This window comes from Bradyrhizobium sp. Ghvi, assembly GCF_900115265.1.
Lineage (GTDB): Bacteria > Pseudomonadota > Alphaproteobacteria > Rhizobiales > Xanthobacteraceae > Bradyrhizobium.
This window is the reverse complement of record NZ_FOVU01000001.1, coordinates 285,552-299,665: the sequence shown is the minus strand read 5'-3', so window position 1 is coordinate 299,665 and position 14,114 is coordinate 285,552. Positions and strand designations below refer to the sequence as shown.

General features: G+C 63.9%; 15 protein-coding genes. 8 read left to right on the top strand and 7 right to left on the bottom strand.

Features of this window, described 5'->3' with window-relative positions; all coding sequences use genetic code 11:
• Nucleotides 1-8 precede the first annotated feature (8 nt).
• Entirely contained in the window at nucleotides 9-725 is a 717-nt protein-coding gene (locus BM374_RS01415) for an MgtC/SapB family protein (RefSeq protein WP_092288809.1), read from the top strand.
• Nucleotides 726-823: 98 nt separating this feature from the next.
• Nucleotides 824-1,162: a hypothetical protein gene (locus BM374_RS38390; RefSeq protein WP_177248135.1), complete on the top strand. Its 339-nt coding sequence runs from the start codon at nucleotides 824-826 to the stop codon at nucleotides 1,160-1,162.
• Nucleotides 1,163-1,246: 84 nt separating this feature from the next.
• Here the strand turns inward: BM374_RS38390 and BM374_RS01405 are convergent, their stop codons facing one another.
• The 5 genes from BM374_RS01405 to BM374_RS01385 form a co-directional block, all read right to left on the bottom strand.
• Nucleotides 1,247-2,854: a lyase family protein gene (locus BM374_RS01405; protein WP_092288808.1), complete on the bottom strand. Its 1,608-nt coding sequence runs from the start codon at nucleotides 2,852-2,854 to the stop codon at nucleotides 1,247-1,249.
• A 101-nt stretch (nucleotides 2,855-2,955) separates the two neighbouring features.
• The gene (locus tag BM374_RS01400) at nucleotides 2,956-4,398 is read right to left on the bottom strand and encodes a homospermidine synthase (protein ID WP_092288807.1); all 1,443 of its coding nucleotides are present in this window, start codon (nucleotides 4,396-4,398) and stop codon (nucleotides 2,956-2,958) included.
• 67 nt (nucleotides 4,399-4,465) lie between these two features.
• Nucleotides 4,466-4,855: a RidA family protein gene (locus BM374_RS01395; protein ID WP_092290112.1), complete on the bottom strand. Its 390-nt coding sequence runs from the start codon at nucleotides 4,853-4,855 to the stop codon at nucleotides 4,466-4,468.
• A gap of 145 nt (nucleotides 4,856-5,000) precedes the next feature.
• Nucleotides 5,001-5,588 carry a GNAT family N-acetyltransferase gene (locus BM374_RS01390; RefSeq protein ID WP_092288806.1) on the bottom strand — a complete coding sequence of 196 codons (588 nt, stop codon included), beginning with the start codon at nucleotides 5,586-5,588 and terminating at the stop codon, nucleotides 5,001-5,003.
• Between the two features lie 132 nt (nucleotides 5,589-5,720).
• Nucleotides 5,721-6,863, bottom strand: coding sequence for a type III PLP-dependent enzyme (locus tag BM374_RS01385; RefSeq protein WP_092288805.1), 1,143 nt, complete (start codon nucleotides 6,861-6,863; stop codon nucleotides 5,721-5,723).
• Between BM374_RS01385 and BM374_RS01380 the strand changes: the two genes are divergently transcribed.
• Entirely contained in the window at nucleotides 6,862-7,050 is a 189-nt protein-coding gene (locus BM374_RS01380; protein ID WP_177248037.1) for a hypothetical protein, read from the top strand. The genes BM374_RS01385 and BM374_RS01380 overlap by 2 nt on opposite strands.
• A gap of 502 nt (nucleotides 7,051-7,552) precedes the next feature.
• On the opposite strand, the gene BM374_RS01375 is transcribed toward BM374_RS01380, so the two are convergent.
• Complete coding sequence (locus tag BM374_RS01375; RefSeq protein ID WP_092288804.1) at nucleotides 7,553-7,807, bottom strand: hypothetical protein; 255 nt, start codon at nucleotides 7,805-7,807, stop codon at nucleotides 7,553-7,555.
• A 135-nt stretch (nucleotides 7,808-7,942) separates the two neighbouring features.
• Here BM374_RS01375 and BM374_RS01370 point away from each other — a divergent pair, with 135 nt between their 5' ends.
• Genes BM374_RS01370 through BM374_RS01355 form a run of 4 tightly spaced genes read left to right on the top strand, consistent with a single transcriptional unit; the run spans nucleotide 7,943 to nucleotide 12,415 of the window.
• The gene (locus BM374_RS01370) at nucleotides 7,943-10,021 is read left to right on the top strand and encodes a M3 family metallopeptidase (RefSeq protein WP_092288803.1); all 2,079 of its coding nucleotides are present in this window, start codon (nucleotides 7,943-7,945) and stop codon (nucleotides 10,019-10,021) included.
• A 5-nt stretch (nucleotides 10,022-10,026) separates the two neighbouring features.
• Complete coding sequence (locus BM374_RS01365; protein ID WP_092288802.1) at nucleotides 10,027-10,680, top strand: DUF1007 family protein; 654 nt, start codon at nucleotides 10,027-10,029, stop codon at nucleotides 10,678-10,680.
• Nucleotides 10,681-10,703: 23 nt separating this feature from the next.
• Entirely contained in the window at nucleotides 10,704-11,336 is a 633-nt protein-coding gene (locus BM374_RS01360; RefSeq protein ID WP_092288801.1) for a DUF1007 family protein, read from the top strand.
• Nucleotides 11,333-12,415 (top strand): nickel/cobalt transporter, encoded by a 1,083-nt coding sequence (locus tag BM374_RS01355; protein WP_177248036.1) that lies wholly within the window; start codon nucleotides 11,333-11,335, stop codon nucleotides 12,413-12,415. Before BM374_RS01360 ends, BM374_RS01355 begins: the two co-directional genes overlap by 4 nt.
• A 173-nt stretch (nucleotides 12,416-12,588) precedes the next feature.
• On the opposite strand, the gene BM374_RS01350 is transcribed toward BM374_RS01355, so the two are convergent.
• Nucleotides 12,589-12,987, bottom strand: a complete 399-nt coding sequence (locus BM374_RS01350; RefSeq protein ID WP_092288799.1) for an MAPEG family protein — start codon at nucleotides 12,985-12,987, stop codon at nucleotides 12,589-12,591.
• Between the two features lie 82 nt (nucleotides 12,988-13,069).
• Between BM374_RS01350 and hemH the strand changes: the two genes are divergently transcribed.
• Complete coding sequence (hemH, locus tag BM374_RS01345; RefSeq protein ID WP_092288798.1) at nucleotides 13,070-14,107, top strand: ferrochelatase; 1,038 nt, start codon at nucleotides 13,070-13,072, stop codon at nucleotides 14,105-14,107.
• Nucleotides 14,108-14,114: the final 7 nt, after the last annotated feature.

The window sequence follows — 14,114 nt, the reverse complement described above, 5'->3', positions numbered from 1 at the left end:
AGGGGACCATGCGATTTCTGACGACCTTCCAGCTCGCTGATTTCGCCGACACGCTGATCAGCCTGTTCACGGCTTTCGTGCTGGGCACGCTGATCGGTGCCGAGCGGCAATATCGGCAACGCACCGCAGGCTTGCGCACCAATGTGCTGGTCGCGGTCGGGGCGGCTGCGTTCGTTGATCTTGCCATGCATCTGACGGGAGCTGACGGTGCGGTTCGCGTGATCTCCTATGTCGTCTCCGGCATCGGCTTTCTCGGTGCCGGCGTCATCATGAAGCAAGGCATGGACGTGCGCGGGCTGAACACCGCGGCCACGCTGTGGTCCTCGGCCGCCGTGGGGTCCTGCGCCGGGGCCGACATGGTCGCGCAGGCGGCCGCCCTGACCGTGTTCGTTATCGCCGGAAACACCATGCTGCGCCCGCTGGTCAATGCTATCAACCGGATTCCGCTGGACGAGAAGGCGCTGGAAGCAACCTATTACTTCAAGCTCGCGGTCGCGGCCGATGCTTTGCCCGACATGCGCGACTGCCTGGTCGACAAGCTCGAAGCCGCGAAATATCCCGTGGCCGACGTCCAGGTGGTCGAGATCGGCGAGGATATCCTGGAGATCGTCGCCAAGCTGGTGGCGAGTGCGATCGACCCGAACGAGCTGAACGCGGTGGCGACCGATCTCCAGCATTTGCCAGGCGTCCGCCATGCCACCTGGGAAGTCAGTACGACGGAATAAGCGCCGCCTTTTGGCGCGCCACGGGTAGTTCCGGCTTCCCGAGTGTGGAACCGCCGTCGAGGAGATTCGTTGATTTCCGGATAAAAGCGGTGATCGACATGCCCGGCCAGAACGACAAGCGAAACCTGAAGCTCGACCTTACAATCGCCTGTTCGCTGTTCGCAGCAGGCGTTGTGGTATCGGTGATGTCATTGGCGCAAATTCGCGCCGAGAGCAGGATGGAGCTGGCGCAGGCGACGCAACCGCTTCAGGGCACGCCGTCCAACGATCAGGATAAGGCCCCTGCACAAGCCAAACCCGGTGGCGAGCGTCCAACCACACCGGCCCCCGAACCCGCGCGACCCGATCCGCAGACCCAGGGTGCAGCGGGAGCGGCCAAGCCTGCGCTGCCGCCGGCACCGGCCGAGAAGATCGCGCCGCCGCTTGAGAAGAAATAGCCGCGACAGCCGGTTTCCGGGACGTATATCCCAACTGATGGCGAATTGGCGATCTCGCCTCGGTGCGCAGCTCGCTTCTTGGACTTAATGCGCCGCGTTGTTCGGCAAGAGCGCCGCAAACGCCTGATCGAGTGCGGTATCGGCCTTCGCGAGCTTGTCGCGCTGAGCGGCAAGCCACAGCTCGTCGGCATCGAGGCGCTGCTGGGCCGCCTTGAGCATGCGTGCAGTCTCCTCCGGCTGCGGACCGCCGACGCCCTTGGTGTGCGCCACGATCCATTCCGGTGACATCACCTCCCTGAACTCGGCCTCGCTCATCGGGAACGGCCTTGCCGGCATGTTGAATTTGGCAAGCGTCTTGGCGAAGAGGTCAGTCACTTCGTTGAAGGGTATGGTCCTGGGCGTCAGATCCAGCGGCCGCGCATAGCTGACCATCTGTGATGCAAAGCCATGTCCGACGCGGAACGGGATTTGGTGCGCCTGCAACAGCAGCTCGGCGAGGTTCATGGTCGAGGTCCAGTCGCTCTCCAGCTCTTCCTTGGCGCGGGCCTTGTTGACCACGATCGCATCGAACACCCGGTTGGTGGCAGCGACCATGCTGACGGCACGCGGGAACAGGCCAATGTCCTCGGACTGGGCCTTGGAATCAACCATGCCGGACATGACGTTGTGAGCGCGGATCGACACAGCAGCCGACAGCCCCACCACATCTGAAGCGGCGATCCTCGCCTGCATGATCAGACCCGGATTACGCTTCTGAGGCATCGAGCTGCTGGTGTAGGTCGAGCCCTCCTGGAGCAAGAGCCAGGGTCGCACCTCGGCGTATTGCGTGTGCAGGTCCTGCATCATCGCGCCGATGCGGATGGCGGTCGAATTGGCGATCGCAGCGGCCTCGAGCTGATTGTCGAACGGGATCACCTGGTTGGCGTCCATCGAATTCTCGACGATGCCGTCGAAGCCGAGCAGCTGGGCAAGGCGCGTGCGGTTCAGCGGCCAGATCGAGTCGGACATGACGCCGACGCCCATCGGGCTGAGGTTGAGCCGGCGATAGGCCTCGCTGACGCGCTGCTGGTCGCGCTCGAACGATTCCTCATAGGCCAGCAGGTAATGACCATAGGTGATCGGTACCGCCTGCACGCCGTTGGTATAGCCGGGCATCAATGCATCGAGATTGTCGGCCGCCTTGGCCAGCATCTTGGCACGCAAGCCTAGCAGCGCTTCGGCAAAATCCAGCGTCTGGTTGCGTAGTTTGGCAGCGCGAAAGGTCGCGTACATGTCCTGACGGCTGCGCCCGGCGTGGATGACGGAGGCCTCCTCGCCGACCTTGTCGGTCATGATCTTCTCGATCTGTAGGACGTCGCTTGGGCGCTTGCCATCGGGCTCACGCGCCTGGCGAATCGTGTAGTCCACGCCCGCGGCGATCAGCTCGCCGGTGTTTTTTGGGAAGATGCCTTCCTCCACCAGCATCATGGTGGACGCCTTGTTGATCTTGTTGAGCCAGTAAAACTGATCCTCGGCGGCGTCCGATTTGCTGGTCGAGGGCTGCGCGTCCCGGGGGGCGTTCGCGCCGATCTTGGCCGCGTTTTCGTTGCATTCCTGCGTGGTCTTGCAGGGTAGCTGACCGGTGTCCGCGGCCCATGCGTGGGACGCGATCAGGAGGCTGACGCCTCCCGCGATGCAGACGATATTCTTCATGCGGACCTCCCGGTTGCCGTGGGACCGGGCGGTTGGTTAGCATCCGGGCTGACGGAAGGCCACCAGCCTCCCGTTCATTGCGACTCGGACAGGTACGCCTGTTACCGCACCAGAATATTCCTGAACTGCCAGGGATCGCTGGTGTCGATGTCCTCCGGGAACAGTCCCGGGCGATCCGTCAGCGGCGTCCAGTCTGTGTAGAAGCCCTTCACTGGGCCGAGATACGGCAATTGGATTTCCAAGAGGCGATCGAAATCCATCTCGTCGGCTTCGACGATGCCTTCGTTCGGGTTTTCCAGCGCCCATACCATGCCGCCGAGCACGGCCGAGGTCACCTGCAGGCCGGTGGCGTTCTGATAGGGCGCAAGCGCGCGGGTCTCTTCGATGGAGAGCTGCGAGCCGTACCAATAGGCATTCTTGTCATGGCCGAACAAGAGCACGCCGAGTTCGTCGATGCCGTCGACGATCTCGTTCTCGTCGAGGATGTGGTGCTTCTCCTGCATCTTCGCCGCACGGCCGAACATCTCGTGCAGCGACAGCACGGCATCGTCGGCCGGATGATAGGCGTAGTGGCAGGTCGGTCGGTACACCGCCTTGCCTGAGGCGTCGCGCACCGTGAAGTAATCGGCGATCGAGATCGACTCGTTATGGGTGACGAGGAAGCCGTATTGCGCGCCGCGGGTCGGGCACCAGGTGCGCACGCGCGTGTTGGCGCCGGGCTGCATCAGATAGATCGCAGCGCCGCAGCCGGCTTCGTGAGTCCGCGCATTCTCGGGCATCCATTTCTCGTGGGTGCCCCAGCCGAGCTCGGACGGCTGCACGCCTTCCGACAGGAATCCCTCCACCGACCAGGTGTTGACGAAGACGTCGGGCTCTTTCGGCTTCTTCGAGCGCTGCGTGTCACGTTCGGCGATGTGGATGCCCTTGATACCGGCCTGCCGCATCAGATCCGCCCATTCGGCCTTGGTCTTCGGCCTGGGAGCATTGAGCTTCAGATCGGCGGCCACATTGAGCAGCGCCTGCTTGACGAAGAAGGAGACCATCCCGGGATTGGCACCGCAGCAGGAGACAGCGGTCGTCGAGCCCTTGGGCCGCGCCTTCTTGGCGGCCAGCGTCACTTCGCGCAGTGCATAGTTGGAGCGCGCTTCGGGGCCCTTCGAGGCATCGAAATAGAAGCCGAGCCAGGGCTCGTTGACAGTGTCGATATAGAGCGCGCCAAGCTCGTCGCAGAGCTCCATGATGTCGGTGGAGCCGGTGTCGACCGAGAGATTGACGCAAAAGCCCTGGCCGCCGCCTTCAGTGAGCAGCGGGGTCAGCACTTCGCGATAATTGTCCTTGGTCAGGCCCTTCTGGATGAAGCGGACATTGTGCTTCTCGCAGAGCGCTTTGCGGCCCTCGTCCTTGGGATCGAGCACGGTGATGCGCGACTTGTCGTAATCCAGATGCCGCTCGATCAGCGGCAGCGTGCCTTTGCCGATGGAGCCGAAGCCGACCATGACGATGGGGCCGGTGATCTTGGCGTAGATCTGCGAGGGAAGGCTCATGGAATCGTTTCTCCGGAACGTGCTATCGGATAAATGATGAAGGGTGGATCAGGCGCCGCGGTGCTTGTTAGGTGCTGCGGCGCTTGGCGGTGACTTCGATCTCGACCTTCATCTCGGGCTTGGCGAGGGCGCTGACGACCAGCAAGGTCGCAGCGGGCCTGATGTCACCGAGCACCTCGCCGCAGACGGCGAAATGCGAATCGATGTAGCTGGCGTCGGTGACGTAGTAGGTCGCACGGACAATATCGGCCATCTCGAATCCGCCCTCCTTCAGGGCAGCTTCGATGGTCTTGAAGCAGTTGCGTGACTGGCTCGTGACATCGGATGGCATTGTCATCGTGGTGTAGTCATAGCCTGTGGTTCCTGCGACGAAGGCGAACTCGCCGTCGATCACGGCGCGGCTGTAGCCGACGGTCTTCTCGAGGGGAGAGCCGGTGGAAATCAGGCGACGGGACATGGTCATGGGCCTCGACTGAAGGGGTGTTTCGCGGGGTTAAAGGGCGTTTCCGGCGCCCGCGCAACCCCCAAGGAACGGGCTTGGCGCAGGCGCGACGGGCGTTACCGCTCGATGCGGCTTTGGCCTGCGCTACGGCAGCAATCCCTCAGGCCGCTTGCGCCCGGAGGCCGCGAACCGACCTCCGTTTGGGCAGGGCCACACCGGTTGGGACGATCGTCCCTTCCGCTCCATCCAGCGCACCCGTCTGGAATTCGATCGCGAGCAGGCGGTCGCGCTCGAAGGGGCCGGGCAGCACCAGCGCGCCGGTCTTCTTGGCCGAGAAGCCGAAGCGCGCGTAGTAGGGGGCATCGCCGAGCAGGATCACGGCTCCATGTCCGCGCGCCCGGGCGGCGACCAGCGCTTGATGCATCAGCGCGGCGCCGATCCCGAGCTCGCGGCAGGCAGGGTCAACCGCCAGTGGTCCGAGGACCAGGGCGGGCCTGCCTCCGGCGCTGACGTGCCACAACCGCACGGTTCCCACGAGCGTCCCCTCGCGCACGGCCGACAGCGCAAGGCCTGCGGCTGGTGCGCGTCCGTCGCGCAGGCGCTGGCAGGTGCGGCCGTGGCGGTTGTCGCCAAAGCAGGCATCCAGCAGCGCTTCGCGCATCGCGACGTCGGCAGCGCGCTCGCTGCGAATCGCGAACGGAGCGGCGTTCGAAGTAGGGGCGATCTGTGGCTTCCGAGGAGCAGTCATGGCGCGTCAGTCCCGCTTGCACTTGCGTGCGCACAGCACGCCCGTTCAAGACGTCGTCAGAAATCGAAAGATGTTGGGTAAGGAGCCGGCAAGCCGGCTCCCGGGTTCGTCAGGCCTCGAAAGCGAGGCGGATCAGATGTGGTAGGTCTTCAGCGGCGGGATGCCGTTGAATGCCACCGACGAGTAGGTCGACGTATAGGCCCCCGTGCCTTCGATCAGAACCTTGTCGCCGATCTCGAGCGTAACGGGGAGCGGATACGGGGTCTTCTCGTACAGCACGTCGGCGCTGTCGCAGGTCGGGCCTGCGAGCACGCACGGCGTCATGTCCGCACCGTCGTGGCGGGTGCGGATGGCATAACGGATCGATTCGTCCATGGTCTCGGCGAGACCGCCGAACTTGCCGATGTCCAGGTACACCCAGCGCACCTCGTCCTCGTCGCTCTTCTTCGAGATGAGCACGACCTCGGATTCGATGATCCCGGCGTTGCCCACCATGCCGCGGCCCGGCTCGATGATCGTCTCCGGAATCTGGTTGCCGAAGTGCTTGCGCAGCGCCCGGAAGATCGAGCGGCCGTAGGTCACGACCGGCGGCACGTCCTTCAGGTACTTGGTCGGGAAGCCGCCGCCCATGTTGACCATGGAGAGGTTGATGCCGCGCTCGGCGCAGTCGCGGAACACCTGCGAGGCCATCGCCAGTGCACGGTCCCACGCCTTCACCTTGCGCTGCTGCGAACCGACATGGAAGGAGATGCCGTACGGTTCCAGGCGAAGGCGTTTGGCGGCGTCGAGCACCTCGACGGCCATCTCCGGGTCGCAGCCGAACTTGCGCGACAGCGGCCATTCGGCGCCGGCGCAGTCATAGAGGATGCGGCAGAACACCTTCGCGCCAGGAGCGGCACGGGCGACCTTCTCGACCTCGGCGACGCAATCGACCGCGAACAGGCGGATGCCGAGCGCGAAGGCGCGCGCGATGTCGCGCTCCTTCTTGATCGTGTTGCCGAAGGAGATGCGGTCCGGCGTCGCACCGGCGGCCAGCGCCATCTCGATCTCGGCGACCGTTGCGGTGTCGAAGCAGGAGCCCATGGAGGCCAGCAGCGCCAGCACTTCCGGCGCCGGGTTCGCCTTGACGGCATAGAACACGCGGCTGTCGGGCAGCGCCTTGGCGAAAGTCTGGTAATTGTCGCGCACGACCTCGAGGTCGACGACGAGGCACGGCTCGGTGTCGAGGCCATCCTTGCGGCGGTTGCGCAGGAATTCCTGGATACGTTCGGTCATGGCACTCTCCAACGGTCCCAGCGACGGGATCCGCATCAACGTGACGTCGGATAAGAGCGCTTCGGCCACATCGCGCGATGGAGGCGCGCTGAAGCCAAAAAACTCAAACCAGACTGTGCTGCCGTGGATTGGTTGGGAGAGTTTCCCGCCCGCTCACCTGGCAATGAAGGACAAGCCTTTTCAGTAGCCCGCGCCGGCGGTGGAATGCCGGTAGAGACCAAAAAAGCCCGATCCGTCGTTGCTTTAAGTCGCGTCCCCCGTTGAGAGCGGGGTGCGCCGGTTCGCCTCCGGCTGCCAGTCACGGTTGCAAAGAGCGAAGTCACCTTCGACAAGGCATCTCTTTGAGAGAGATGCTGGGCGCTCCGGGTTTGCTTCGTCTTCGGATCCTTCGGGTCTTGCGACCCTCGATCTCTGACTTCCGCACTTCCGAAGAGCCCCTCGGCTTCTTCACCCCTTGGCGGCTGTCCGGCCTCTTGTCCGGATACCTACCGACTGACACACGACCACAGGCACGTGCGAAATTGGGCAAGAGCGCACATAAGCGTTTTGACCCTGCTTCGCAAGAATTTTTTTAGGCTGCGAACAGAATTGCCTAACATCTGCTTGCGCAGTGTTGCGCGCGCGACGCGGAAGATGAACGGGCGTTAAGTTTTGAGCGTCGTGCGCGCGTCGCTTGCGCGCAAGAAGCGTCAGCGGCGCTTGAAGAACGGCTCGACGCGTTGAGCTCCGCGGATGAAGGCGGTCATCACCAGCACGCCAAGTGCGAACAGCACGGCCTGCAGGATGTGCGCGGCCTGATCGCCGAGCCCGAGCAGAATCGCGAGCGCCCACCCGCCGGCAAACGCTGCGCCGAACACCTCGGCGCCGATCAGGATAGCGGCGCTGACGACGGTGATGACGCTCGGCCAGACGATCTGACGGGAGGGCGAGGAGGGTGCGTTCATAGGCATTGGGGTCCGGTGTTTCGAGGGCCGCAATCTCCCCGAAAAGGCGGGCGGGAGCAAGGCCAAATGGCCCAAAAAAGCCCGATCGCGTGCTATAGCTGGCCCAACAAATTGCCTCGAAAATCGGGACTTGTGATGTCAGACCCCCGCCAAACTACGGACGAAGAGACCAATCCGCTGCTGACGGCCTGGGTGACGCCCTTCGCGACCCCGCCCTTCAACGAGATCAAGCCGGAGCACTTCCTGCCTGCTTTCGAGCAGGCCTTCGCGGACCATTCCGCCGAGATCGCGGCGATCACCAATGATCCGGCTGCCCCCGACTTCGCCAATACCATCACGGCGCTGGAACGTTCCGGCAAGCTGCTCAACAAGGTCGCGGCGGTCTTCTACGATCTGGTCTCGGCACATTCCAATCCGGCCATCCTGGACATCGACAAGGAAGTCTCCTTGCGGATGGCGAGGCACTGGAATCCCATCATGATGAACGCCGTGCTGTTTGGCCGCATCGCCCAGCTGCACGAGAACCGCGCCAATCTTGGTCTCAACCCGGAGCAGCTCCGCCTGCTGGAGCGCACCTATACCCGCTTTCACCGCGCAGGTGCCGGCCTCTCCGACGAGGCCAAGACGCGGATGGCCGAGATCAACGAGAAACTGGCCCAGCTCGCGACCGGCTTCAGTCATCATCTGCTCGGCGACGAGCAGGACTGGTTCCTGGAGCTTGCGGAGGCGGACCGCCAGGGCCTGCCGGACAGTTTCATCGCCGCTGCCAAGGCTGCGGCAGAAGACCGCGGCATGGCAGGCAAGGCCATTGTGACGCTGTCGCGGTCCTCGGCCGAGCCGTTCCTGAAGAGCTCGGCGAGGCGGGACCTACGCGAGAAGGTCTACAAGGCCTTCACGGCGCGCGGCGACAACGGCAATGCAAACGACAACAACACGGCGATCGGCGAGATCCTGAAGCTGCGAGAGGAGAGCGCCAAGCTCCTGGGCTATCCGACCTTTGCCGCCTACCGGCTCGAAGACTCCATGGCCAAGACGCCGGACGCGGTGCGGGGCCTCCTGGAGCGGGTCTGGAAGCCGGCCCGGGTGCGGGCGCTCGCAGATCGCGACGAGATGCAGGCGCTGATCACGGAGGAGGGCGGCAACTTCAAGCTCGCGCCCTGGGACTGGCGCTACTACGCCGAAAAGCTCCGCCTTCAGCGCGCCAATTTCGACGACGCCGCGATCAAGCCGTATCTGACGCTCGACCACATGATCGCGGCCGCCTTCGACTGCGCCACCCGGCTGTTCGGCATCAGCTTCGAGGAGCGCAAGGACGTCCCGGTCTGGCACCCCGACGTCCGCGTCTGGGAGGTGAAGGGCCCTGACGGCAAGCACAAGGCGCTGTTCTACGGCGACTACTACGCCCGGCCGTCAAAACGCTCCGGCGCCTGGATGACCTCGCTGCGGGATCAGCAGAAGCTCGACGGCGAGATCGCGCCGCTCATCCTCAATGTCTGCAACTTTGCCAAGGGCACCGGCAGCGAACCTTCGCTGCTGTCGCCAGACGATGCCCGCACCCTGTTCCACGAATTCGGCCACGGCCTGCACGGCATGCTGTCCAACGTGACCTATCCCTCGCTGTCGGGTACCTCCGTGTTCACCGACTTCGTCGAGCTGCCCTCGCAGCTCTACGAGCACTGGCAGGAGCGGCCCGAGGTGCTGCAGCAGTTCGCCCGTCACTATCAGACCGGCGAGCCGCTGCCCGACGATCTGCTCAAGCGCTTCCTCGCCGCGCGAAAGTTCAACCAGGGCTTTGCCACCGTCGAGTTCGTGTCCTCGGCGCTGCTTGACCTCGAGTTCCACTCCCAGCCGGCAGCAAACGCTCAGGATGTTCGCGCCTTCGAGAGACGCGAGCTCGAGAAGATCGGCATGCCCGAGGAAATCTCGATGCGGCACCGGCCGACCCAGTTCGGCCACATCTTCTCCGGCGACCACTACGCAGCCGGCTATTACAGCTACATGTGGTCGGAGGTGATGGACGCCGACGCCTTCGGCGCGTTCGAGGAAGCCGGCGACATCTTCGATCCCGCAGTGGCAAAACGCCTGCACGACGACATCTATTCGAGCGGCGGATCGGTCGATCCGGAAGCCGCCTACGAGGCGTTCCGCGGCCGCCCACCCGAGCCCGACGCGCTGCTGCGCCGCCGCGGCTTGCTCGACGACAAGGCGGCTTGACCGGGATGCGGGCGCTGTTCGGATGGCTGCTCGCCGCCGCCCTCATGCTCGCATCGGGTGCGGCGAGCGCGCATCCGCATGTCTGGGTCGATGTGATGAGCGAGTTGCTTTACGCCGAGGACGGGAGCGTCATCGGCGTGCGTCACGCCTGGACGTTCGACGCGGCGTTCTCGGCCAATGCTTTGCAAGGGCTTCAGAAGACTGATGGCACCTACTCCCGCGAGGAGTTGACCTCGTTGGCGCGGTCTCAAGTCGAGTCTTTCAAAGAAAAGACCTACTTCACCAGCGTAACTGCCGACGTCAAGCAGGCGTTCGCAGAGCCGACCGATTGCCTCTTCGAACACGCAGATAATCGTCTGACTCTGCATTTCACGCTGCCGCTGAAAGCGCCCGTGAAGGCGAAACATGTTCGTCTGGCTATTTATGATCGTTCCTTTTTCATCGATTTTCGATTGGCAAAGGAGTATCCGCTTAAACTCGTTGGCGCGCCTGCTGGTTGTGAGATATGGCTGGGGCATTCATGGCAGGCGCGGTCAATCGGCAACGACCGGGACCGCGAGCTGGTGCAGGAAGCGAGCGAGGATACCTTCAGGGAGGGCGGTGCGAATGCCACTGTCGGGCTGTTATTCCTCGTCCCGATCTCGGTGGAATGCCCATGATTCTGTCGATTTGGATACCTCCAATGCGCCGCCTGCTCGGATGGCTGCTCGCCGCCGCCATGATGCTCGCATCGGGCGTGGCGAGCGCGCATCCGCATGTCTGGATCACCGCTTCGAGTGAATTGCTCTACGCCGAGGATGGCAGCATCACTGGCGTGCGCCATGCCTGGACCTTCGACGACATGTTCTCGGCTTACGCGGTGCAGGGGCTCGAGAGCAAAAAGAAGGGCGCCTATACCCGCGAGGAGCTGGGGCCGCTGGCGCAGACCAATGTCGAGTCGCTGAAGGAATATGCCTACTTCACCTTCGCGAAGGCCGACGGCAAGAAGGAGCGCTTCCAGGAACCGGTCGATTACTTCCTCGACTACAAGGACACGGTGCTGACCCTGCACTTCACGCTGCCGCTGAAGAACCCGGTCAAGCCCAAGCAGCTCGTGCTCGAAGTGTTCGACCGCTCCTTCTTCATCGATTTCCAGATGGCCAAGGACAATCCGGTCAAGCTGGTCGGCGCGCCGTCGGGCTGCCAGATGAAGCTCGATCGTCCGAGCGACGGCACCGCGACCGCGCAGAAGCTCAACGAGCAGACCTTCACGGACGGCCCGAACGCCAATTTCGGCATGATGTTCGCCAACAAGATCACGGTGGATTGCCCTTGAAGCCGCATCTCTCGCCGCTTTGGCGCGGGTTCCTCGCCTGCGTCGCCGTTCTCCTCGCCGTCGGCGTGGCCGATGCCGCGTTTCACGAGGTCTTCGCGCAAAACCCGTTTGGCGCGCCGAAATCGGCGCAAGCGGTAGAGCCGGAGGCCAGCGGCCTGATCGGCTGGCTACTGGCAAAGCAGTCGGAATTCTATCGCCAGATGTCGGCAACCATCCGCGCCGCGAAATCCGACGGCTCGGCGGTATGGACGCTGCTCTTCATCTCGTTTGCCTATGGCATCTTCCACGCCGCCGGTCCCGGCCACGGCAAGGCGGTGATCGCCTCCTATCTGGTCGCCAATCGCGAGACGGCCCGGCGCGGCATCGCGCTGTCATTCGCCTCGGCGCTGATGCAGTCGCTGGTGGCGATCCTGATCGTCGGCATCTCGGCCTGGATCCTGAACGCCACCGCCAAGACCATGTGCAGGGCGGAAGGGGCCATCGAGATCGCGAGCTATGCCCTGATCGCGCTGTTTGGCCTCCGCCTGGTCTGGGTCAAGGGCGGCACCTTCATCCGCGCGCTCCAGGCGACGCAGCCGGTTCCGGCGATCGCGGGCGTGCCGCACCATCATGATCACAGCCATCATCATGATGCGCACGATCATCATCACCACGCCCATCACCACCACGCCCAGGACCACGTCCACGACGAGCATTGCGGCCATTCCCATGGACCTGTCCCGAGCGAACTCGCCGGCCCCGGCGGCTGGCGGCGCGGCTTTGCCGCGATCCTCACCGTCGGCATCCGTCCCTGCTCGGGCGCGATCCTGGTCCTGGTGTTCGCGCTGGCTCAGGGCCTGTTCTGGGCCGGCATCGCCGCAACCTTCCTGATGGGGCTGGGCACAGCGATCACGGTCGCGGCGATCGCGGTCCTCGCCGTTTCCGCCAAGGACGTCGCCGCCCGCCTGAGCGGAGCCCGCGACGGCGGCGGTGCGCTGTTCATGCGCGGCCTCGAGTTTGGCGCGGCTGCGCTGGTGCTGTTGTTCGGGGCGGGCCTGTTGCTCGGCTACATCGCGGCCGAGCGGACGACGTGTTTTTGAAGCGGGCCACGATCACTTAATACCGTCACCCTGAGGTGGCCGCTTCTTCAGCGGCCCTCGAAGGGCGACGGCCCGGCTACATCGGGGCCGTTCATCCTTCGAGGCTCGCTCCACGGTGCCTTGCACCGCGGAGCTCGCACCTCAGGACGACGGATCTAGTGGAGCCGGATGGCTCACGCCGGCAGCAGCCGCTTCAACATCGGCATGAAGAAGATCACCAGATTGATCGCAAAGCCAATGCTCCAGAGGATGGAGCGCAGCGTCGGGCGGTCGCCGAGATAGGTCAGCACATAGGCGATCCGCACGATCAGGAACAGCGCTGCGAGCTCGTCGATCAGGCGCTGCGGCGAGTCCCTGTATTCGGCGAGCAGCACGGCGAAGGCGAAGAACGGAAAGGTCTCGATCCCGTTCTGGTGCGCGCCGAGCGCGCGCTGCGAGATGGCGTCCTGATAGAAGGCGGGATTCCGCGGCCGGGAATTGTCGAAGCTGCGAAACCGGATCCATTTGATCGAGACGATCGTCAAGAGATAGAGCAGCACCGCTCCGAGCACGCACCATTCTGCGAGCGTCATCGTTCCTCCCCCGCTTGGGGGCGACCCTAGCGAAACCGGGCTCATCTTGACAAGTTCGGAGCAACGCGCGACGCAACGGATCATGACGACCTTGGCCCCCCTTAAGACCGCGAAACCGGCAACGCCATCGGCGCAGCCGCGCGTTGGCGTGCTGCTGGTCAATCTCGGCACGCCCGACACCGCCGACACCCCGGGCGTGCGGGTCTACCTCAAGGAATTCCTGTCGGACGCTCGTGTCATCGAGGATCAGGGCCTGATCTGGCGGCTGGTGCTGAACGGCATCATCCTGCGCAGCCGCCCCCGCACCAAGGCGCTCGACTACCAGAAGATCTGGAACAACGAGAAAAACGAGTCGCCGCTGAAGACCATTACGCGGTCGCAAGCCGACAAGCTCGCCGTCGCGCTGTCGGACAGCCCCCATGTCGTGGTGGATTGGGCCATGCGCTACGGCAATCCCTCGATCGAAGCGGGCATCGATGCGCTGATCGCCAAGGATTGCGAGCGCATCCTCGCCGTGCCGCTCTATCCGCAATATTCCGCCTCGACCTCGGCGACCGTCTGCGACGAGGTGTTCCGTGTGCTCGCCCGCCTGCGCAACCAGCCGACGCTGCGGGTGACGCCGCCTTACTATCAGGACGAGGCCTATATCGAGGCGCTGGCGACCTCGATCGAGACGCATCTGGCGGCACTGCCGTACAAGCCCGAGCTGATCGTCGCCTCCTTCCACGGCATGCCGAAATCCTATGTCGAGAAGGGTGATCCCTACCAAAGCCACTGCATCGCCACGACAGAGGCGCTGCGCCGCCGGCTCGGGATGGATGAAGCAAAGCTGCTACTGACCTTCCAGTCGCGCTTCGGCAATGACGAGTGGCTGCAGCCCTACACCGACAGAACCATGGAACGCCTTGCCAAAGAAGGTGTGCGGCGCATCGCGGTGGTGACGCCCGGCTTTTCCGCCGATTGCCTGGAGACGCTGGAGGAGATCGCGCAGGAGAATGCCGAGATCTTCAAGCACAATGGCGGCGAGCAGTTTTCCGCGATCCCCTGTCTCAATGATAGCGATCCCGGCATGGACGTGATCCGCACGCTGGTGCTGCGCGAGCTTCAGGGCTGGATTTGAGGAGCGC